Annotated in this window: 14 protein-coding genes and 2 pseudogenes; 9 read left to right on the top strand and 7 right to left on the bottom strand. The window is 65.5% G+C overall.

Annotated features, from left to right (window positions below):
• Positions 1 to 151: 151 nt before the first annotated feature.
• The 8 genes from G6N08_RS11110 to G6N08_RS11075 all read left to right on the top strand — a co-directional run bounded on the left by G6N08_RS11110 (position 152) and on the right by G6N08_RS11075 (position 10,790).
• Positions 152 to 925 carry a response regulator transcription factor gene (locus tag G6N08_RS11110; protein ID WP_163757277.1) on the top strand — a complete coding sequence of 258 codons (774 nt, stop codon included), beginning with the start codon at positions 152 to 154 and terminating at the stop codon, positions 923 to 925.
• Complete coding sequence (locus G6N08_RS11105; protein ID WP_163757275.1) at positions 922 to 2,418, top strand: sensor histidine kinase; 1,497 nt, start codon at positions 922 to 924, stop codon at positions 2,416 to 2,418. Before G6N08_RS11110 ends, G6N08_RS11105 begins: the two co-directional genes overlap by 4 nt.
• Before the next feature lie 275 nt (positions 2,419 to 2,693).
• Positions 2,694 to 2,783, top strand: a complete 90-nt coding sequence (locus G6N08_RS11100; protein ID WP_163757273.1) for a K(+)-transporting ATPase subunit F — start codon at positions 2,694 to 2,696, stop codon at positions 2,781 to 2,783.
• Complete coding sequence (gene kdpA / locus G6N08_RS11095; RefSeq protein WP_163757271.1) at positions 2,783 to 4,453, top strand: potassium-transporting ATPase subunit KdpA; 1,671 nt, start codon at positions 2,783 to 2,785, stop codon at positions 4,451 to 4,453. The genes G6N08_RS11100 and kdpA overlap by 1 nt, the downstream gene beginning before the upstream one ends.
• Position 4,454: 1 nt before the next feature.
• Complete coding sequence (kdpB, locus tag G6N08_RS11090; protein ID WP_163757269.1) at positions 4,455 to 6,587, top strand: potassium-transporting ATPase subunit KdpB; 2,133 nt, start codon at positions 4,455 to 4,457, stop codon at positions 6,585 to 6,587.
• Position 6,588: 1 nt separating this feature from the next.
• The gene (locus G6N08_RS11085) at positions 6,589 to 7,506 is read left to right on the top strand and encodes a potassium-transporting ATPase subunit C (protein ID WP_163757267.1); all 918 of its coding nucleotides are present in this window, start codon (positions 6,589 to 6,591) and stop codon (positions 7,504 to 7,506) included.
• Between the two features lie 7 nt (positions 7,507 to 7,513).
• Positions 7,514 to 10,060 carry a DUF4118 domain-containing protein gene (locus G6N08_RS11080; RefSeq protein WP_246216738.1) on the top strand — a complete coding sequence of 849 codons (2,547 nt, stop codon included), beginning with the start codon at positions 7,514 to 7,516 and terminating at the stop codon, positions 10,058 to 10,060.
• A gap of 49 nt (positions 10,061 to 10,109) precedes the next feature.
• Positions 10,110 to 10,790 (top strand): response regulator, encoded by a 681-nt coding sequence (locus tag G6N08_RS11075; RefSeq protein ID WP_163757263.1) that lies wholly within the window; start codon positions 10,110 to 10,112, stop codon positions 10,788 to 10,790.
• Between the two features lie 68 nt (positions 10,791 to 10,858).
• On the opposite strand, the gene G6N08_RS11070 is transcribed toward G6N08_RS11075, so the two are convergent.
• From G6N08_RS11070 to G6N08_RS11050, 5 genes are all read right to left on the bottom strand, one after another.
• The gene (locus G6N08_RS11070) at positions 10,859 to 11,806 is read right to left on the bottom strand and encodes a Ppx/GppA phosphatase family protein (RefSeq protein ID WP_163757261.1); all 948 of its coding nucleotides are present in this window, start codon (positions 11,804 to 11,806) and stop codon (positions 10,859 to 10,861) included.
• Positions 11,807 to 11,858: 52 nt separating this feature from the next.
• Positions 11,859 to 12,350, bottom strand: coding sequence for a DUF501 domain-containing protein (locus G6N08_RS11065; RefSeq protein WP_163757259.1), 492 nt, complete (start codon positions 12,348 to 12,350; stop codon positions 11,859 to 11,861).
• Entirely contained in the window at positions 12,343 to 13,002 is a 660-nt protein-coding gene (locus G6N08_RS11060; RefSeq protein ID WP_163757257.1) for an FtsB family cell division protein, read from the bottom strand. The genes G6N08_RS11065 and G6N08_RS11060 overlap by 8 nt, the downstream gene beginning before the upstream one ends.
• Positions 13,003 to 13,036: 34 nt before the next feature.
• On the bottom strand, positions 13,037 to 14,326 hold the full coding sequence (gene eno, locus G6N08_RS11055; RefSeq protein WP_163757255.1) for a phosphopyruvate hydratase: 1,290 nt from the start codon (positions 14,324 to 14,326) through the stop codon (positions 13,037 to 13,039).
• Between the two features lie 109 nt (positions 14,327 to 14,435).
• Entirely contained in the window at positions 14,436 to 15,167 is a 732-nt protein-coding gene (locus tag G6N08_RS11050; RefSeq protein WP_163757253.1) for a lytic transglycosylase domain-containing protein, read from the bottom strand.
• Between the two features lie 188 nt (positions 15,168 to 15,355).
• Between G6N08_RS11050 and efeU the strand changes: the two genes are divergently transcribed.
• Entirely contained in the window at positions 15,356 to 16,255 is a 900-nt protein-coding gene (gene efeU / locus G6N08_RS11045; protein WP_163757251.1) for an iron uptake transporter permease EfeU, read from the top strand.
• Positions 16,256 to 16,527: 272 nt separating this feature from the next.
• On the opposite strand, the pseudogene G6N08_RS11040 reads toward efeU, so the two are convergent.
• Positions 16,528 to 17,475: pseudogene (locus G6N08_RS11040) on the bottom strand (nucleoside triphosphate pyrophosphohydrolase); the annotation flags it as partial.
• A 56-nt stretch (positions 17,476 to 17,531) separates the two neighbouring features.
• Positions 17,532 to 21,216, bottom strand: a pseudogene (gene mfd / locus G6N08_RS11035) (transcription-repair coupling factor).
• Positions 21,217 to 21,278: the final 62 nt, after the last annotated feature.

Raw genomic sequence — 21,278 nt, 5'->3', positions numbered from 1 at the left:
ATTTTTCGTTCTGATCTCTGCCAAGGATTCCGGCGTGACGCATAGAAACCGCATATCTGGCACTGGACGCATGCGCCACCAGCAGGAGCAACATTTGAAAACGCTATGAAACCCGTGACAACCAGATATGCACTCGGGAGAATGTAGGAACATGACCGCAACGTCGGGATATGCACGTGATCAGCGCCCGCGTCCGGCCATCCTCGGCCAGTTGCCCCGCATCAGCCGTCCCGATGGTTCGCCGATACGGGTCTTGCTGGTCGACGACGAGCCAGCACTGACCAGCCTGGTTACGATGGCCCTGCGCTACGAGGGTTGGGCTGTCGACGTCGCCCACAACGGGCGGCAAGCCCTCGCCAAATTCGACGAGACCGGCCCCGATGTGCTCGTCCTTGACATCATGCTCCCGGATCTGGACGGACTGGAGATCCTGGACCGCGTTCGTGAATCCGACTCCTACACACCCACTCTGTTCCTCACCGCCCGTGATTCGGTGTTGGACCGGGTCACCGGCCTAACCGCAGGTGCCGACGATTACATGACCAAGCCGTTCAGCCTGGAAGAACTCGTGGCCCGGCTGCGCGGATTGCTGCGCCGTTCCGGTCATCTGGCCCCACCCGCCGACGAGACCCTCAAAGTCGGCGACCTCACGTTGGATAGCGCGAGCCGGGAAGTCAGGCGCGCTGGTAGGCGCGTGTCGCTCACCGCAACCGAGTTCGAACTTCTGCGCTTCCTGATGCGGCATCCGCGCCGGGCGCTGAGCCGCGCCGAGATCCTGGACCGAGTGTGGAACTACGATTTTGCCGGACGTACCAGCATTGTCGATCTTTACATCTCGTATCTGCGCAAGAAGATTGACGCCGACTGGGCGCCAATGATCCACACGGTGCGCGGCGTCGGGTACATGATACGACCGGCGGAATGACACGCGCAGGCACCCCGGTATGCTGGCGACCGAAAACTTTGCGCCGACAGTTGTTGCTGGGCGTGTTAGCTGTCGTCAGCGTGGTGTTGGCGGCGATGTGTGTGGTATCCGTGGTAAGCTTGCGCGAGTATGTCACCGCGATGAGCGACGCGGAGGTTTCCGAATCGCTGGCTGCGCTGGACCGCTCGTACGCCAGATTCCGTGAAAGCCCGGCGGCACGCACCGGCGCACTGAGCCTTCGGCAGGCACTGCTGGGATTTACCGGTCAGAACGAGGGCAACGTCATCGCGGTGCTGCACAACGGTGTGGTGATCGCGTCGGCGGTCTTCTCCCAAGATGAGCCGAAGCCCGCTCCCGACGATGCGGTTCGCGCTCTGCAAGCGCAACCCTGGCACGACGGTCCGCCCCGCACCGAGGAACTGGGCAGCCTGGGCCCGTACCGCGTCGCCAGCCGCGCCGTCCATGACGACCGCCTTGTGGTTGGCGTGTCGCTGGAACTCGCAAACCGAACCGTGTCACGTAGAATAGTCAGCGCTACAGCACTTTTCGTGGCTGCATTGCTGATTACGGCAGCGCTCACAATTTCGGTGGTTCGCTATGCGCTGCGCCCGCTGCGTCGTGTTGCTGCGACAGCAACGGAGGTCGCCAGCATGCCCCTGACCGGTGGCGACCATCGGATCACCGCCCGAGTGCGGCCGCAGGACACCGATCCAGACACCGAAGTCGGAATCGTTGGTAATACGTTGAATCGGCTGTTGGACAACGTGGACAGCGCACTGGCGCATCGCGCCGAATCCGACCGGCGGATGCGGCAGTTCATCACTGACGCCAGCCACGAGCTGCGCACCCCTTTGGCCGCGATTCAAGGCTACGCCGAGCTGACCCGACAAGACAGCGCTGCGCTGCCGCCGACCACCGAATACGCGCTGGCCCGCATCGAATCGGAAGCGCGGCGCATGACATCGCTGGTCGAGGAGCTGCTGCTGTTGTCACGCCTGGGCGAAGGCGAAGACCTGCAATCCGACGATGTCGACCTGACTGATCTGGTCCTGCACGCCGTGAATGACGCAGCGGTCGCGGCGCCTACACATCGCTGGATCAAAAGTTTACCGGTCGATCCCGTGTGGGTACGGGGGGACCGGGACCGACTGTACCAACTCGTCACCAACTTGCTGAGCAATGCGCGGGTGCATACTCCGGCCGGCGTCACGGTGACTACGGCGATCGCTCGCCACCGGAATGGCACTGACCCGCCCTACGCCGAATTGACAGTGGCCGACGACGGGCCCGGCATCGACCCCGACCTGCTTCCGCACCTCTTCGAGCGATTCGTGCGTGCGGACACGTCTCGATCCGACAGTTCGGGCAACGGCTTGGGACTGGCCATCGTGGCGTCAATCGTGAAAGCACACAATGGGTGCGTAACAGCCGAGAGTGATGAGGGGCAGACTGTTTTCCGCGTCCGGCTGCCCATGATCGAGCAGCAACGCTGAGGCTTTCTGCCCCGATCACGGGGTTAGCCAGAGAATCCCCATAAAAGCGGCAGCTCGACCCGTAAAGAAAACGTCAACGAAGCTCCCACCGGCTCCCCTTCCGACTTAATGTCGTTGCAGTGCAGCTCGCCAAGGTCGTGCTGACGGTGTCTGTACGTCTTGCGAGGGTCGACCGGTCGTGAACGGAGGCTAGATATGTCGGTGATGGCGTATCTGCTGTTGACGATGATGGTGTTTGCGCTGCTCCACGTCAGCTTGAAGTTGATGGAGAGGCTGTGACTATCGTTAATGCGATCGGGCTGGCGCTGGCCGTTCTGGTTACCCTGCTGCTTGTGGCCGCGTTACTGGCAGCGGAAAAGTTCTAGTGAGTAGCACAGCAGCCCAATTTGTGTTTTTTGCGGTGCTTGCGGTGGCGCTAGCCGTTGTGCATGTACCGCTGGGCGATTACATGTACCGTGTCTATAGTTCCCAAAAGCACTCGCGCACAGAGATTCTCATCTACAGACTGATCGGCGCCAACCCAAGCTCTGAGCAGACCTGGACTGCCTATGCCCGGAGCGTTTTGGCGTTTTCCGCGGTCGGCATCGTGTTCTTGTTCACTATGCAGCTTGTGCAGCAGTGGCTCCCGCTGCACTTGCATCATCCGGCGACACCGATGACTGCGGCGTTGGCCTGGAACACCGCCGTCAGCTTCGTGACGAACACCAATTGGCAGAACTACGCCGGGGAATCCACACAGGGCTATCTGGTGCAGATGGCCGGCCTGGCGGTGCAGAACTTCGCGTCCGCCGCGGTCGGTATGGCGGTTGCTGTCGCCTTCGTACGCGGTTTCGCCCGGCAACACAGCATCGAACTCGGCAACTTCTGGGTGGATCTGGTGCGCGGCACGCTGCGCATCCTGTTGCCTATCGCGTGCCTAGGCGCGGTCGTTTTGATCGCCGGCGGCGTCGTCCAGAACTTCCACCTGAACGACCAGGTTGTCCACACGCTGGCGGGTTCTCGCCAGATAATCACCGGTGGACCGGTGGCCAGTCAGGAGGTGATCAAAGAGCTCGGCACTAACGGCGGCGGATTTTACAACGCCAACTCCGCGCACCCGTTCGAGAATCCCACCCCGTGGACCAACTGGGTGGAGGTTTTTCTGATTCTGGTGATCGGCTTTTCGCTGCCGCGCACCTTCGGGCGGATGGTGGGCAACACCAAACAGGGATATGCGATCGTCGCGGTGATGGGGGTCATGGCCGCCATCAGCCTCACCCTGATCACGCTGTTTCAGGTGCGCCACCACGGCACCGTACCCACGGCAGCGGGCGCGGCGCTGGAAGGAGTCGAACAGCGCTTCGGGGTTGCCAATTCCGCGGTTTTCGCCGATGCGACCACGCTGACGTCCACCGGCGCCGTCGACTCGTCTCACGACTCCTACACCAGCCTGGGCGGGCTGATGACCATGTTCAACATGCAGCTGGGCGAGGTCGCGCCGGGTGGTGTCGGTTCGGGCCTCTACGGCATGCTCATCTTGGCAGTGATCACCGTATTTGTTGCCGGGTTAATGGTCGGGCGCACACCCGAATACCTCGGTAAGAAAATCGCTGCGCGCGAGATCAAGCTCGCAGCAAGCTATTTCCTGGTCACCCCGCTAATTGTGCTGCTGGGCACCGCGATCGCGATGGCGCTGCCGGGTGAACGCGCCGCCATGCTCAATACCGGACCGCACGGCTTGTCCGAAGTGCTTTATGCGTTCACCTCCCCGGCGAACAACAACGGCTCAGCGTTCGCGGGTTTGGCGGGCAACACCGTGTGGTATAACACCGCCCTGGGCCTGGCGATGCTGCTGGGCCGCTTCGTGCCGATGATCCTGGTGCTGGCGCTGGCTGGTTCGCTGGCCCGTCAGGGCCGGGCGCCGGTGTCCCTCGGCACGCTGCCCACCCACAAACCTCAGTTCGTGGGCCTGGTTGTCGCGGTCACCGCTATCCTGGTCGCCCTGACTTTTCTGCCCGCGCTGGCGCTGGGACCTCTGGCTGAAGGGGTTCACTGATATGCGTGCGACCACACAGGATTCCGTAGCTGAGCCGGTGCGCGGTGGTTTGCTCGATCCCGCGATGGTGTTCCGGTCGCTGCCTGCTGCGCTGCGCAAACTCGATCCGCGCACCCTGTGGCGCAACCCGGTAATGTTCATCGTCGAGGTCGGCGCGGTGTGGTCGACCATATTGGCGGTGGGCAAGCCCAGCTGGTTTGGCTGGCTCGTGGTGTTCTGGTTATGGCTGACAGTGCTGTTCGCCAACCTGGCCGAGGCGGTCGCCGAAGGGCGAGGCAAGGCACAGGCCGACACGCTGCGAAAAGCGAAGGCCGACACCATCGCACGCCGCCTGCGCGATTGGTCGCCCGGTGCCCCCGGTGTTGAGGAGCAGGTCCCCGCGTCGCTGTTGCAGCAAGGCGATATCGTCGTGGTCGAAGCCGGCCAAATCATCCCCGGCGACGGCGACGTGGTGGAAGGTATTGCGTCGGTAGATGAATCGGCTATCACCGGCGAATCGGCGCCGGTGATCCGCGAATCCGGTGGCGATCGCTCAGCGGTGACCGGCGGGACGATCGTGCTCTCGGACCGTATCGTGGTCAAGATCACCCAAAAGCCCGGCCAAAGCTTTGTGGACCGGATGATCGCCCTAGTCGAGGGCGCCAATCGGCAAAAGACGCCGAACGAGATCGCGCTCAACATCCTGCTGGCGGCGTTGAGCCTCATCTTCGTGTTCGCGGTGGCAACCCTGCAGCCGCTGGCGATCTACTCCAAGGCCGACAATCCGGGCGTGCCCGATACGGTGGCCCTCGGCGGTGACGGAGTCGCCGGGATCGTCTTGGTAGCGCTGCTGGTATGCCTGATTCCCACCACGATCGGTGCGCTGCTGTCGGCTATTGGCATCGCCGGGATGGACCGGCTGGTCCAGCGCAACGTGCTGGCCATGTCCGGACGCGCCGTCGAGGCCGCCGGGGATGTCAACACCTTGTTGCTGGACAAGACCGGAACGATCACGCTCGGCAGCCGGCAGGCGGCGGAGTTCATCCCGGTCGGCGGGGTCACCCCCGAGGAGCTCGCCGACACCGCTCAGCTGGCCAGCCTGGCCGACGAAACACCGGAAGGCCGGTCGGTGGTGGTGTATGCCAAAGAAACCTACGGGATACGGGCGCGAGAACCCGGGGAGCTGACCGACGCGTCCTGGGTGGCATTTTCTGCCACCACCCGGATGTCCGGTGTCGACATCGACGGCCGCCGACTGCGCAAGGGTGCCGCCAACGCGGTCGCCGAGTGGGTGCGCAGCCACGGCGGTATTGTGCCCACCGCGCTCGGCCGGATCGTGGACGGCATCAGCGCCGCCGGCGGGACCCCGCTTGTCGTGGGCCGAGTCAGCGCGGACGCCGACGGGCAAAAGGCGGAAGTGCTCGGCGTGATCCATCTCAAAGACGTCGTCAAACGCGGCATGCGCGACCGGTTCGCCGCCATGCGTCGCATGGGTATTCGCACGGTGATGATCACCGGTGACAATCCGCTGACCGCCAAGGCGATCGCGGACGAGGCTGGTGTCGACGACTTCCTCGCCGAAGCCACCCCCGAAGACAAGCTGATGCTGATCAAACGTGAGCAGGCAGGCGGCCGGCTCGTCGCGATGACCGGCGACGGCACCAACGATGCTCCTGCGCTGGCGCAGGCCGACGTCGGTGTGGCGATGAACACCGGCACCACCGCAGCCAAAGAGGCCGGCAACATGGTGGACTTGGACTCCGACCCCACCAAACTGATCGAGATCGTCGAGATCGGCAAACAGCTGCTGATCACCCGCGGGGCGCTGACGACCTTCTCCATCGCCAACGACATCGCCAAGTATTTCGCGATCATCCCGGCGATGTTTGTGGCGCTGTTCCCGGGTCTGGACCTACTGAACGTGATGCGGTTGCACAGCCCGCAGTCAGCGATTCTGTCGGCGGTCATCTTCAACGCACTGGTGATCGCTGCGCTGATTCCGCTGGCCTTGCGCGGTGTGCGCTACACACCCGCCAGCGCGTCGAAACTGCTCAGCCGCAACCTTTACCGCTACGGATTAGGCGGCATCATCACCCCGTTCATCGGCATCAAACTCATCGACCTACTGATTCAACTGCTTCCCGGGATGTCGTGAGATGAACCGCACCGGCCTATTGCGCCAGCACTGGGCGGCGCTGCGCGCGCTCGTTGTCCTCACCGTCATCCTCGGCGCCGGGTATCCGATACTGATCTGGCTAATCGCCCAGTTGCCCGGCCTGCATTCGCACGCCGAAGGCTCTCTCGCCAGCGCCGCGGGCAACCCGGTCGGCAGCAGGCTGATCGCCCAGCCATTCACCGACCGCGCCGGCCGCCCCCTGGCGCAGTATTTTCAGCCCCGGCCCTCAGCAGTCGGCTATGACCCGCTGACAAGCGGTGCCAGCAACCTCGGGCCGGAAAGCATCGTCGACATCCCCGCCGACCCGGCCAAGCTGGCAGCCGGCGCCACACCGGCCGACGCCGGATTCAAGCCGAGCCTGCTCACCCAGGTGTGTTCGCGCAGTAAGGCCGTCGGTGACCTCGAGCATGTCAACGGCTCGCGGCCGTTCTGCACCCCGGGCGGGGTCGGCGCCGTGCTGTCGGTGATCGGCCCGCGTGACGCGCACGGCACTGTGGTGCATCCGACCCGCGTCATCAGCGTCAACGAGCCCTGCACCACCACCCCCCGGCCGTTTCTGCTCAGCTACGAGGGCGTTCCCGTCGAGTGCGCACGCTACGGCGAAAACTATGCCCTCGGCCAGATCGTGCCCGTCGAGGGCATAACAACCCAACCACCGGCGGTGCCGCCCGATGCCGTCACCGCAAGCGGCAGCGGCCTGGACCCCGACATTTCCCCGGCCTACGCCGAGATCCAGGTCGCCAGGGTCGCCGCCGCCCGCCACATCACTCCCGATCAGGTCCGTGATCTGGTGCGGCAGGTCCAACATGGCCGCGACCTGGGCTTCCTCGGGGAACCCCGGGTAAACGTATTAGCGCTCAACCTGGCCCTCGACCAGAAGTATCCAACCGCCAGCTAACCCGCGCGTGGTGGATGATGTTCACGTGAGCTCTGTCGACCACCCGCGTAAACGCGGGGAGCTGCGCATCTACCTCGGCGCAGCCCCCGGTGTCGGCAAAACCTACGCCATGCTCGGCGAAGCACATCGGCGGCTGGAACGCGGCACCGATGTGGTGGCGGGTGTGGTGGAGACCCACGGTCGCCGCAAAACCGCCGAACTGCTCGACGGTATCGAGGTCATCCCGCCCCGCTACATCGAATACCGTGGCAGCCGCTTTCCCGAACTGGATGTCGCGGCGGTGCTGGCGCGCCGTCCGCAAGTGGTCCTGGTCGATGAACTCGCCCACACCAACGTCCCCGGTAGCAAAAACCACAAACGCTGGCAAGACGTCGAAGAGCTTCTCGACGCGGGCATCACCGTGATCTCCACCGTGAACATCCAGCATCTGGAGAGCCTCAACGACGTCGTCACCCAAATCACCGGGATTGAGCAACGGGAAACGGTGCCTGATTCGGTCGTACGGCAAGCGTCTCAAGTCGAACTTATCGACATCACACCGGAAGCTTTGCGCCGCAGGCTATCCCATGGAAATGTCTACGCACCCGAAAAGATCGACGCTGCGCTCTCTAACTACTTCCGCAGCGGAAACCTGACGGCCCTAAGGGAATTAGCGCTGCTGTGGCTGGCCGACCAGGTCGACACGGCGCTGGCCAAATACCGTGCGGACAAAAAAATCACCGACACCTGGGAGGCCCGCGAACGGGTCGTGGTGGCGGTCACCGGCGGACCGGAGTCAGAGACACTGGTACGGCGAGCGTCCCGCATCGCGTCTAAGGCCAGCGCTGAGCTGATGGTCGTGCACGTGTTACGCGGCGACGGACTCTCCGGTGTCCCCGCGGCGCGGATGGGCAAAATCCGCGAGCTGGCGAACAGTCTGAACGCGTCCCTGCACATTGTGGTCGGCGACGACGTACCCACGGCTCTGCTGGATTTCGCCCGCGAGATGAACGCCACCCAGCTCGTGATCGGCACCTCACGGCGTTCGCGGTGGGCACGCATCTTCGACGAAGGTATCGGCGCCACCGTGGTGCAGCGGTCCGGCAAGATCGACGTGCACATCGTGACCCATGAGGAGTCCAAACGGGGTTTTCAGGCAGGGTCAATCTCACCTCGCCAACGCCGAGCGGCGTCCTGGCTGGCGGCGATTGTCGTCCCGTCCGCACTCTGCGCAGTAACCCTGGCCTTTCTGGACCCGCTGCTGAACACCAGCGGAGAAAGCGCGCTGTTCTTCGTCGGAGTGCTGCTGGTGGCCTTGCTCGGCGGCGTCGCCCCCGCCGCCCTGTCGGCGGTGTTATCCAGCCTGCTGCTGAACTATTTCCTCACCGATCCGCGGCACACCTTCACCATCGCCGAACCCGACGCCGCCGTCACCGAACTAGTGCTTCTGGTGGTCGCAATCGCGGTCGCGGTTCTCGTCGACGGCGCCGCCAAACGTGCCCGGGAAGCCGGACGCGCGACCCAGGAAGCCGAACTGCTGACACTGTTCGCCGGGTCAGTACTGCGCGGCGCGGACCTGGAGACACTGCTCGAACGGGTGCGTGAGACTTACTCCCAACGCGCGGTCAGCATGCTGCGTGAAACTGCCGACGGCAGCCACGTCGTCGCCAGTGTCGGCGAAAACCCTTGCACAACAGTTGATCGTGCAGACACTGCAATCGAGGTCGGCGACGACGAGTTCTGGATGCTGATGGCCGGTAAGACGTTGCCGGCCCGTGACCGCCGGGTACTGTCCGCGGTGGCTAAGCAGGCCGCGGGCCTGGTCCGGCAGCGCGAACTGGCCGAGGAGGCCAGCCGGGCCGAGGCGATCGGACAGGCCGACAAGCTGCGCCGGTCGCTGCTGTCCGCGGTCAGCCATGACCTGCGTACTCCGCTGGCGGCCGCCAAGGTTGCGGTATCGAGTCTGCGCGCCGAGGACATCGACTTCTCCGCCGAAGACACCGCCGAGTTGCTCGCCACCATCGAAGAGTCGATCGACCAGCTCACCGCGTTGGTGGGTAACCTGCTCGATTCGTCACGGCTGGCAGCGGGCGTGGTCCGCCCGCAACTGCAACTCGTCTACCTGGAAGAAACGGTGCAACGCGCGCTGGTCAGCATCGGCCGCGGCGCCACCGGGTTTTTCCAGTCCGGTATCGACCGCGTCAAGGTCGACGTCGGCGGCGCGGTGGTGCTGGCCGATCCCGGGCTGCTGGAACGGGTGCTGGCCAATCTGATCGATAACGCACTGCGCTACGCACCGGACTCTATTGTCCGCGTCAACGCCGGTCGGGTGGGCGATCGGGTGCTGATCAACGTCATCGACGAGGGCCGCGGCGTCCCGCGCGGCACCGAGGAACAGCTCTTCGAAGCGTTTCAGCGGCTCGGCGATCAGGACAACACCGCCGGCGCGGGCCTCGGATTGTCGGTGGCACGTGGTTTCGTCGAAGCGATGGGCGGCACCATCCAGGCGACCGACACACCCGGGGGCGGACTCACCGTGGTGGTGGATTTGGCTGCCCCACAGGGGAACCGATGACCCGCGCCGGCACCGATGCACAGCGCAGCGACGGCGAGGAGCAGCGCAAGTGACTCGGGTGTTGGTCATCGACGACGAGCCGCACATCCTGCGTGCGCTTCGGATCAACCTCTCGGTGCGCGGATATGAGGTCATCACCGCGGCCACCGGCGCCGGTGCGCTGCGCGCGGCCACCGAACACCGCCCCGATGTGGTCATTCTCGATCTCGGTCTGCCCGATATGTCCGGTATCGACGTGCTGGCCGGGCTGCGCGGCTGGCTGACCGCGCCGGTGATCGTGCTCTCGGCGCGTACCGACTCCGCGGATAAGGTCGAGGCACTCGACGCCGGGGCCGACGACTACGTCACCAAACCGTTCGGGATGGACGAGTTTTTGGCCCGGCTACGCGCCGCGGTGCGTCGCTACACCGCCGCCGCTGAAACCGACCAGCCGGTGATCGAAACGGATTCATTCACGGTTGATTTGGCCGCCAAGAAGGTCACCAAAAACGGTGTTGACGTTCACCTGACACCGACCGAATGGGGGATGCTCGAGGTGCTGGCCCGCAACCGCGGCAAGCTGGTGGGCCGCGAGGAGCTCCTCAAGGAGGTGTGGGGCCCGGCCTACGCCAAAGAAACCCATTATCTGCGTGTGTATCTGGCGCAGCTGCGGCGCAAACTCGAAAACGACCCCTCTCATCCCAAACATCTTTTGACCGAAGCGGGGATGGGTTACCGCTTCGAAGCGTGAAACCGGGCCGGCAAGCTCCGTGCGGCCCGTGTTGTGCCCGCCTTGGACTGACAACCCACAGCTGATCGTCACACCCCGGCGATTGACAGCGCGATACCGTCGAGGATGTCGTGTTCGCTGACGGTGAGCTCGGTGATGCCGGCGCGCTGACGCAGTTCGTGGGCCAGCTCTTGCACGATGATGGCACCGGCGCCGATCACGTCGGCACGGCCCGCGTGCATCGGTCCCAGCGCGGCGCGCTGCGCTCGTTTCATACCGATCAGCCTGTCGCAGACCGCCTGTAATTCGGTGTCGCCGACTCGCGAAAGATGTATGGCCGCCGAGTCATAGGTCGTCATGTTCTGTGCCAGCGCGGCGAGCGTGGTCATCGTGCCGGCCACGCCCACCCAGGTGCGGGCCTCTTCGACGGGCACCGTGCGCAGCGCTGCGCTGAGCCATTCACGAACTACCCGGCGGGCTGAAGCTAGCTCGGCCGAGGTGGGCGGGTCAGAGTGCAGACAGCGTTCGGTGAGCCGCACACAACCGATATCCGCCGAGTAACTCGCCCGCACCCCATCGGCTCCGCCGAGTACGATCTCGGTGGAGCCGCCGCCTAAGTCGACGACAACGAAAGGTGCACCGGCAGAATCTAGTTCGTTGACAGCGCCGCGGAATGATAGTTGGGCCTCCTCGGCGCCGGAGATCACCTCCGCCACCGCGCCCGGTGCGACCGCGCTCAACACGTCAGCGGTCATCGCGAAGAAGACATCACGGTTGGCCACGTCGCGGGCGGCGGACGTGGCAACCATCCGGAGCCGCTCGGCACCCAAATCCCGGCACAGGCGGGCGTAGTCGAGCAGCGCAGTGCGCGTCCGGGCCAGGGCGTCGCCCGCGAACTCGCCGGTGGCATCAACACCCTGCCCCAGACGCACGATCCGCATTTCGCGGTGCACATCCCGCAGGTGCCCGTTGACCGTGTCGGCGATCAGCAGCCTGATCGAGTTGGTGCCGCAGTCGATCGCAGCGACTCTGCTCACGTGCGTTGCTCCCCAATCCCGGTGGCATCGTCACCGTCGGCGCCGGCACGGCTCATCGCCACTGCCCCGGCACCAAGATTCCGGCCATGGCCGGCTCGTCCGCCAGCATCGCCAGAGCCTCATCGCCGAGAGGATTGACGCCCCGACCCTTGGCCAGCGAATGCGCGATCAGCACGTGCAAGCACTTGACTCGGTCGGGCATACCGCCGGCCGAGATGCGCGTTCCGAGCGGCTCGATGGCGTCACGTTCGGCCAGATACGACTCGTGGGCCTTGCGATAGGCGGCCGCCAGTACGGGGTCGCGCCGCAACCGCTCAGTCATCTCACGCATGACCCCCGCGGATTCCAGCCTGCCCGCGGCGGCGGTCAGCACCGGGTGCGTCAGATAGTACAGTGTCGGAAACCGTGTGCCGTCAGGCAGTTTCGGCGCCGTTTTCACCACACCAGGTTCTCCGTTGGGGCATCGGTAGGCGATCTCAAGCACACCGCGGGGCTCGCGACCGAGCTGGCGGGCCACCGTTTCCAGATCAGCACGGTCAACCACCGGGTGACGCGGGGCCGGCCGGTGCGGTGGACGCCCCGGGTGCCAGTGACGGCGCCGCAGGGCTGGGCGAGGGCGCGCCGTGCGGGGTGTCGGCGATGGTATGCCATAGCGCGGTGTACCAAGGATCGGAGGATTTGGCAGTCGTCGCCTCGGATGGCGGTTGCGCGGCCAACGCCGCTGTCGGCGGGAGCTGCACCTGATAGGGAATGTCACCCGGCTTGACGAAGCCGAGGCGCTCACGCGCCTGTGCGGCAATGTATGCAGGGTCCGCGAGCTTGGCCTTCTGCTGCTCGAGATCGGCGATCTGCCGGCGCAGGGCAGATTCCGTCGCAGCCAACTGGCTCATCTCGGTGCGCTGCGCGAAGTAGGTGCGCACCGGGCCGGCGATGGTGAGCGTTAGAACGCACACAATCGCGGCCAGCACCGCGGCCCGCCGCGCGGTCAATCCAAGCCGCTGCTCAGAGCGCTGCGCGGCCGACTCGGCGATGGAGCGCCTGATGGGTTCGACAACCGGCTCAGTCAGGGCGCGCACATTGCGGGCACCCCGGGCCCGCAGCGACGTGCGCCGCGGACCCCCGGCCGCCTCCCCGGCCTTGCCCGGCCGCGAGGCCGGGGAACGCGGCTTCGGGTCCGGTCGTTTTCCCTCGGGCATCTGAATCCAAGAGGTTTTCTCGTTGCTTGCCAGGCTATTTCGCGTCCGGCGCGTACCGGGGGAACGCCAGGTCGCCAGCGTAGCGGGCGGCATCACCGAGCGCTTCCTCGATCCGCAACAGCTGGTTGTACTTAGCGACGCGTTCACTGCGGGCCGGTGCGCCGGTTTTGATTTGGCCACAGCCGACAGCCACTGCGAGATCAGCGATCGTGGTGTCCTCCGTCTCACCGCTGCGGTGACTGATCATCGTGCGGTATCCGCTGTGGTGGGCCAACGCCACCGAGTCCAGCGTCTCGGTCAGCGTCCCGATCTGGTTCACCTTGACCAGCACGGCATTTGCCACACCCTTTTCGATACCCTCCTCGATACGCTCGGGATTGGTGACAAAGATGTCGTCCCCGACGACTTGCACTCGGTCGCCAATCGAGGCTGTCAACGCCACCCAGCCGTCCCAGTCGTCTTCCGACAGCGGGTCTTCAAGAGATACCAGCGGATAGGCGTTGAGCAGGTCGAGGTAGAACTCGGTCATCTGCGCCGCCGTGCGCGTCTTGTTTTCGAACGTGTAGCCGTCGGCGCCGGCGTGGAACTCGGTGGCTGCGGCGTCGAGAGCCAGCGCCACGTCCGCGCCGGGCCGCAGACCCGCCGACTCGATCGCCGCGCTGATCAAATCCAGCGCCGCTTTGGTGCCGGCCACGTCGGGGGCGAAGCCGCCTTCGTCGCCCAGGCCGGTGGAAAGACCCTGCTTTTTCAGCACCGACTTGAGCGCATGGTAAACCTCAGCACCCCAGCGCAAGGCCTCAGAAAAACTGGGCGCTCCGATCGGCGCAACCATGAACTCCTGAACGTCGACCCCGGTGTCGGCGTGCGCGCCGCCGTTGAGGATGTTCATCATCGGCACCGGCAGGATGTGCGCGTTCGGCCCGCCCAGATAGCGAAACAGCGGTAGCTCAGCCGAATCGGCAGCGGCCTTGGCGACCGCCAACGAAACCCCCAGTATTGCGTTGGCGCCCAGCCGCGACTTGTCGGGGGTGCCGTCAAGGTCCACCAGCGCCTGGTCGACCAGCCGCTGGTCGTCGGCGTTGAGGCCGATGACCGCCGGCGCGATTTCATCCAACACCGCCTGCACCGCCTTTTTCACGCCCTTGCCCCCATAACGCGCACCGCCGTCACGCAACTCGACGGCCTCATGCTCTCCGGTGGACGCGCCCGCCGGTACCGCAGCCCGGGCGAATGTCCCGTCGATCAGAGCCACTTCGACCTCGACGGTCGGGTTGCCCCGCGAATCGAGGATCTCGCGGGCACCGACCTGCTCGATAATGGGCACTGGGTTCTCCTTGCCTTCTAGCCGACGCTACGGACTTCCCGCGGGGATCGCCGGCTCGCCCGGTCCGTAGCTGCCGATAGCCTAATGCCGCGGCAGCACCGCGCTGGTTTCAGAGCGGGTGACCCGCCGCGTAGGCGGTGGCCCAGTCGCGGACAGCACGCGCATAGGGACCGGAATTGTTGTAGGCGCGCAGCGCGGTTATCCAGCCTCGCGGTGTCGCGAGGTCTTTTCCGCGCCAGCACAAATAGCCCGCTGCCGACAGTGCGGCGTCGTCGATGTTGTCGACACTGGAGACTCCGTCGTTGTGGGCGTCCACCCCGTACAAACGCCAGGTCTCCGGGATGAACTGCATCGGCCCCATCGCCCGGTCCGCACCCGAATCGCCGTCCATGCCGCCCTCATCGCTGTCGACGATGTGCAAGGTGCCTCCGCTGCCGTCGAGGCGAACTCCGCGAATCGGCGGACGGACATCACCGTTGGGCGCAATCGTCGCGTGGTGATAGGTCCCGTGGTGACTCTCCACCTCCCCGATGCCGGCCAAGGTGGTCCACGCCAGATGGCATTTCGGGTTCTCCACCTCGGCGACGCGGGCCGCATACGCGTACGCTTCCAGTGCGATGAGCGGGATGCCCAGCGCCGGGGCGCGCCGCGCGGCCCAGTCGTGCAGCTGGTCGGCGGGCCGGCCCTTCACATGCGTGTCCACCGGCGGCACTGGATCCCCCGCCGGCGGGGGCACCCCTTCGGGGATGAAAGCGTCGAGCTGCCAGGTGCAACTGGATGACAGCAGCAGCGCCGTCGCCCCCACGACAGCAACCGCCCGCAACCACCGCACCGGCGACACCACACTCCCTCAGCTGTCTTGGTTACCCCACCATCGTCGCATGGTTTCCCACCCTGCTGTGCGTGTTCGGGCCGGCTCACCGAGGTTTACCGACCCTGCTCCGCCATTGATAAGGTGAGCCCAAACCGGCTCTAGCAAGCCTAAACAAGCGCGCGACATGACCGCCAAATGACGGAGCAGACACGTTTGTGACAGTGGTAGCCAACCTTCCGGCGTGCCTCGCGGCCAGTGCTGCGAGCATTCCGTCGCAGTTGCTCGGCAGCGGTGTGATCGGTTTGCGCGAGGGTCTTGAGAGCGCCATCGTCGTGACGATTCTGGTCGCGTTCCTGATCCGGTCGAACCGCTATGACGCGGTTAAATGGGTGTGGCTGGGTGTCGCTGCTGCCATCGCCGTCACCATCGGTGTTTTCCTGACGATTCAGTTCACCGCATACACGGTCAGCGACCGGGCCGCCGAGGCGATCGGCGGCGTGGCGTCGCTGGCCGCCGTCAGCATCGTCACCACGATGGTGCTGTGGATGAAGAAAGCCGCCGCGGGCCTGTCCGGGGAATTGCGCGACGAGATGGCGCGCGCCTTACAGGCGGGTTCGCTGGCGGTGCTGCTACTGGCGTTCCTGGCCGTGGGCCGGGAAGGCATCGAGACCGCACTGTTCATGGTGGGGTTCGCTAAAGCCGACACAGCGTGGCCGCTGACCGGCCTGGTCCTCGGTGCGGGGGCGGCGGCCCTGATCGCCTACGGGATGTACGCCGGCGTGATCCATCTCAATCTGAGCACATTCTTCACCTATACCGGTGCTTTTCTGGTGCTTGTCGCGGCCGGAATCCTCGCTTCGGGTGTCGGCGCCTTGCAGAAGGTGGGGTGGCTTCCCGGCGCGCACACCCGGGCATTCGACGCCAGCATGTGGTTCGACTGGTCGTCGTGGTATGGGCAGCTCATCCGGGGCGTATTCAGCATCACCCCGACACCTACCGTGCTGCGGTTCGGGGTGTGGTTCGCCTACCTGATCATCGTGCTGCCGCTGTTTTTGCGCCGCCCCGCCGGCGCATCAGCACGGATATCGGGACACGCCCCCGGCCAACCGGGGTAGCGCCCGGCGTTGCGGGTGTGACCAGCGCCCGGTCAGGGCGGGTTGCCCGGCGCATCTGCCGGCGTCTGCGCCGGCGGCGCACCCGGTGTGCTCATCTGGGCCACCGCCTCGTCTGCGGACTGCGCCGGACCCTGGGCATCACCTGCGTCGCCGGTTGGGGATTCTGCTGGAGGGACGGGCTGCGCCCCCACCTCGGCGACCGGCTCCACGGATTCGCCGGCCTGAACGTCCGGCGGTTCGAGGGCTTCGTCGATCTGTACTTCGGTGACCGGCTCCTCCACCGCAGGCGGCCAGTAGGCCCGCCACTCTTCCTCGCTGATGGCCCCGAGCGGAGTGACGTCGAGTTCTTCGGGAACATCCTCACCACGGCGCTCAGCCGCTATAGCCTTCTCCGTGCTACGGACACACTCCATGAACTCCAAAACCGCTGTGCGCAAAGTATTCTCCGCATCGCCATCAGCCGATACGGTGATCGAGGTGATCTCGGGCGGTATCAAATCGGCTGGCACGCCGGCTTTATTAGCTCGCTGGATCACCTTCTGCGCCAAAGCCAATGCTGGTTGTCCGGTAGAAACACCGTCCATCACCGAAGTTCGCGACTTTCGCGCATTTTCGACGGCCTTGGCTTTCTCCCATTGCGCCAACTGCTCGTCAAGCGAAATCTCTTCGCCGGCAAGTACTGCGGGTACCCGGTTGGTCAACTTTCGCACCAGCGTGTCGGCGACGTCATCAATGGTGAACGGGTGCTGCGGCGCCTCTTCGGCGATACGAGCATGGAAAAGCACCTGCAACAACACATCACCGAGTTCCTCGCGCAGCTCGTCAGCATTGCCGCGGCGGACTGCGTCGAAAAGCTCGTAGGTCTCCTCCAACAGATAGCGGCGCAACGAGTCGTGGGTCTGTTCGCTTTCCCACGGGCCGGAGGTGCGCAACTTGTCCATCATTGCGACCGCATCGACGAGTCGCTCCCCGGGTTGCCGGCCAGGCGCCGAAATCAGCCGCTCCCCACCGGCCAGCCGGGTCCTCACAGCGGGGTGGTCGGGATCGGAGGACAACAGCACCGGGGCGTCGTCACCAGCATGCACTGGCCGCGCCGCCGGCAGCGACCAGGGCACCGCGACCGGCATTTCCTCGGTGTACTGCACGTCGCCGCGGAGTAGTTCGATGGCTTCAACCGGTACCAACGACGGGCGGCGGGGATCGACCAAGACCACAGTCACGTGCTAGTCGCTCCTCACTCGGCACCGGCGAGTCACCCGGCTGCTGGTCGGGCCGCTCAGCGGCCCGCATCCTCATCGGGCGGGTACGGAACTCGTTATACCAACTTCTGCCTGCGATTTTCCATTGAGCGCTGCTACCAGGCCGGCCACCATCTGCACCAATTCCAGGTCACGAAGCCGGGGTGCACTGACGCCGTCCCCGGCCCGGGGGATCGGAACCTGCACGGTCGCCGTGGTGGCGCGATAGCGCGCGCCCGGGTACAGGCGCTTGAGCCGCACCTGCGCGGAATCCGGAAGCGTCACCGGCGATAGTCGCACGGTCGCCTCCGAGACGGCGGTTACCTCGGTAATACCGGAGGAGCGGCACAACAGCCGCAGCCGGGCCACCGCCACCAGCCGACGGGCAGGCTCGGGCAACGGTCCATAGCGGTCGGTCAGCTCGTCGACAACGGCCGCCACCTCGGTGTCAGAGGTGGCGGCGGCCAGCCGCCGATAGCCCTCCAGCCGCAGCCGGTCGCTGGCGATGTAGTCCACGGGCAGGTGCGCGTCGACCGGCAGGTCGATGCGCACGTCTTTGGGTTCCTCGGCGCTGGTGACGGTCTGACCGTCGACGGCCGCGCGGTAGGCTTCGACGGCCTCTCCGACCAAACGCACGTACAGGTCGAATCCGACGCCGGCCACATGGCCGGACTGCTCCACACCCAAGACGTTGCCGGCGCCGCGGATCTCGAGGTCTTTCAGCGCGACCGCCATGCCTGCACCCAGTTCGTTGTTCTGTGCGATGGTGGCAAGCCGGTCATAGGCCGTCTCGGTGAGCGACGCGTCGGGCGGGTAGAGAAAGTAGGCGTAGCCGCGCTCACGGCCGCGACCGACCCGGCCGCGCAGCTGGTGCAGCTGGGAGAGCCCGAACATGTCGGCGCGCTCGACGATCAGCGTGTTGGCGTTGGAGATGTCCAGACCGGCCTCCACGACCGTGGTGCACACCAGGATGTCGTATTCACGGTTCCAGAACCCCTGCACGGTGCGTTCCAGCAGATCTTCGGGCATCTGTCCGTGCGCCACCGCCACCCGGGCTTCGGGCACCAGCGCGCGCACCCGGGCGGCGGCGGCGTCGATGGAACTGACCCGGTTGTGGATGTAGAACGCCTGGCCATCGCGGAGCAGCTCGCGCCGTAGGGCAGCGGCGATCTGCTTGTCATTCTGCGGACCGACATAGGTCAGCACCGGGTAGCGGTCCTCGGGCGGGGTGAGGATTGTCGACATCTCCCGGATCCCGGCCAGACTCATCTCCAGTGTGCGCGGGATCGGGGTGGCACTCATGGTCAGCACGTCGATGTGGGTGCGCAGGCTTTTGATGTGCTCTTTGTGCTCAACCCCAAAGCGGTGCTCCTCGTCGACAATCACCAGACCCAGGTCTTTCCAGCGCACCCCGGTCTGCAGCAGCCGATGAGTGCCGATCACAATGTCCACGCTGCCGTCGGCCAGACCGTCGAGCACCGCACGTGACTCGGCCGGACCGGTGAACCGGGACAGGCCTTTGATCGTGACCGGGAAACCGGCCATGCGCTCAGTGAAGGTTTGCAGGTGCTGGTCGGCCAGCAGCGTGGTGGGCACCAGCACGGCAACCTGTTTGCCGTCCTGCACCGCCTTGAAGGCTGCCCGAACCGCGATCTCGGTCTTGCCATACCCGACGTCGCCGCAGATCACCCGGTCCATTGGGATCGGCTTTTCCATGTCGGCTTTGACCTCGTGAATCGCCGTGAGCTGATCGGCGGTCTCGGTGAAGCCGAACGCGTCCTCCATCTCGGCCTGCCACGGGGTATCGGGGCTGAACGCAAAACCCGGTGTGGCCTGGCGCTTGGCGTACAGCGCCACCAGTTCGCTGGCGATTTCACGCACCGCACGACGCGCCTTGGTCTTGGTGTTGGCCCAGTCGCTGCCGCCCAGCCGGGAAAGCGCCGGCGCCGGTCCGCCCACATAACGCGACAGCAGATGCAGCGAATCCATCGGGACATAGAGCTTGTCGGTTTGCTGGCGAGTCTTATTCGATGACCGGCTCGCCGCGTACTCCAATACCAAGTACTCGCGGCGGGCCCCGCCGACGGTGCGTTCAACCATCTCCAGAAATCGCCCGATCCCGTGCTGGTCGTGAACCACCAAATCACCGGGGGTCAGCGCCAGCGGGTCGACGACATTCCGGCGTTTGGCCGCCAGCCGTTTGCCGTCGGTGCCGCCCAGCCGGTTACCGGTCAGATCGGTCTCGGTGACGACGACCAGGTTGGCGCCGGGCACCACCACACCGTTGTGCAACGGACCCTTGAGCACCCCGACAACACCCGGCCTCGGTACCGCCCCAGATTCCAATATGGTTGCCGGCGTGTCGGATTCGGCCAACTGCTCCAAAACGCGGTGCACGGTTCCAGTTCCGGGCGCAACAACCGCCGCGTATCCGCCGGTGGCCCCTCCGGTCAGCACGTGTGCGCGCAGCATCGCGAAGATGTTGTCGATGTCGCGCTGGTGCCCACGCGCCGACGGCGCAGCGCGGATGTCCAGCTCGATCGCCGACTCGCCGGACAGCTGACTCAACGTCCACCATGGATGGCCCGACCGCCGAGCCGCAGTGACCAGCTCCTCGTATTCGATGAATCCCGAACCGCCCAGCTGCGTGACGTCGATGGGTGCGCTGGGTTCCGTGCTGGTGCCCAGGGCGGCCACCGACCAGGAGGCTTCCAGGAATTCGCGGCCGGTTGTGATCAGGTCGGCGGCCCGGGCGCGGACCTTCTCCGGATCGCAGACCAGCACCGGGGTGCCTTCGGCCAGCTGGTCGACCAGCAGTGTCAACTGGCCGGGATACAAAACGGGTAACAGGGCCTCCATACCGTCGACCGGGATGCCGTCGGCCAGCTTGGCCAGCATGTCGGCGGTGCTGCCGCTCATCGCATCGCTGCCCGGGGGATATTGTGCGGCCAATGCGGCTGCGCGGCTTCGCACGTCGTCGGTCAACAGCAGTTCACGGCATGCGACCGCAACCACCGTGTCGATGCGGATCTCGGGCAGAGAACGCTGATCGGCGACCGAGAACATCCGCATCTCGCTGATCTCGTCGCCCCAGAACTCGACGCGCACCGGGTGCTCAGCGGTCGGTGGGAACACGTCGAGGATTCCGCCGCGGACTGCGAATTCGCCGCGCCGCCCCACCATATCCGACCTGGTGTACGCCAGCTCGACCAGCCGTCTGATCACGGTCTCGAAGGCGATCTCCTGACCGACAGTGAGGGTCAGCGGCTCGATCTCGCCTAAACGCTGCACCATTGGCTGAAGCAGCGAACGCACGGGCGTCACCACCACCCGAAGCGGGGGCCCCAGGCGGGCATCTTCGGGGTGGGCGAGCCTGCGCAGCAGCGAAACGCGCGCACCCATCGTGTCCACACCCGGCGAGAGCCGCTCATGCGGCAGGGTCTCCCAGGCCGGGAACATCGCCACCGCGTCGCCGAAGACCCCGCCCAGCTCGGCGGCCAAGTCCTCAGCTTCCCTGCCGGTGGCGGTGACCACCAGCAGTGGCCCCTGGCGGCTCAGCGCACTGGCCACGAACGGCCGGGCGCTGGCCGGTCCGACGAGCGCCAGCTCGGCAGGCCGGTCAGCGGTGCGCTCGATGAGTTCCTGGAATGCGGGCGCGGTCAGCGCTAATTCGACGAGCCCCGCGATCGGGGTGTCTGGGGAGGCAGGCCCCGGTGCGGTCATGATGCCGCCATTGTAGGGCGAAGAAGTTCGTCAATTTTCGGTCCGGCGCCGTCAAGGATCTG

It is taken from the genome of Mycobacterium botniense, from assembly GCF_010723305.1.
GTDB lineage: Bacteria > Actinomycetota > Actinomycetes > Mycobacteriales > Mycobacteriaceae > Mycobacterium > Mycobacterium botniense.
Note: the sequence above shows the minus strand (reverse complement) of the source record. Positions and strands in the feature narration are given on the sequence as shown.

Excerpts from the sequence above, each read along its gene's own strand:
- G6N08_RS11110 (WP_163757277.1), top strand. The coding sequence starts at position 152 with ATGACCGCAACGTCGGGATATGCACGTGATCAGCGCCCGCGTCCGGCC.
- G6N08_RS11105 (WP_163757275.1), top strand. The coding sequence starts at position 922 with ATGACACGCGCAGGCACCCCGGTATGCTGGCGACCGAAAACTTTGCGC.
- kdpB (WP_163757269.1), top strand. The coding sequence starts at position 4,455 with ATGCGTGCGACCACACAGGATTCCGTAGCTGAGCCGGTGCGCGGTGGT.
- G6N08_RS11085 (WP_163757267.1), top strand. The coding sequence starts at position 6,589 with ATGAACCGCACCGGCCTATTGCGCCAGCACTGGGCGGCGCTGCGCGCG.
- G6N08_RS11060 (WP_163757257.1), bottom strand. The coding sequence starts at position 13,002 with ATGCCCGAGGGAAAACGACCGGACCCGAAGCCGCGTTCCCCGGCCTCG.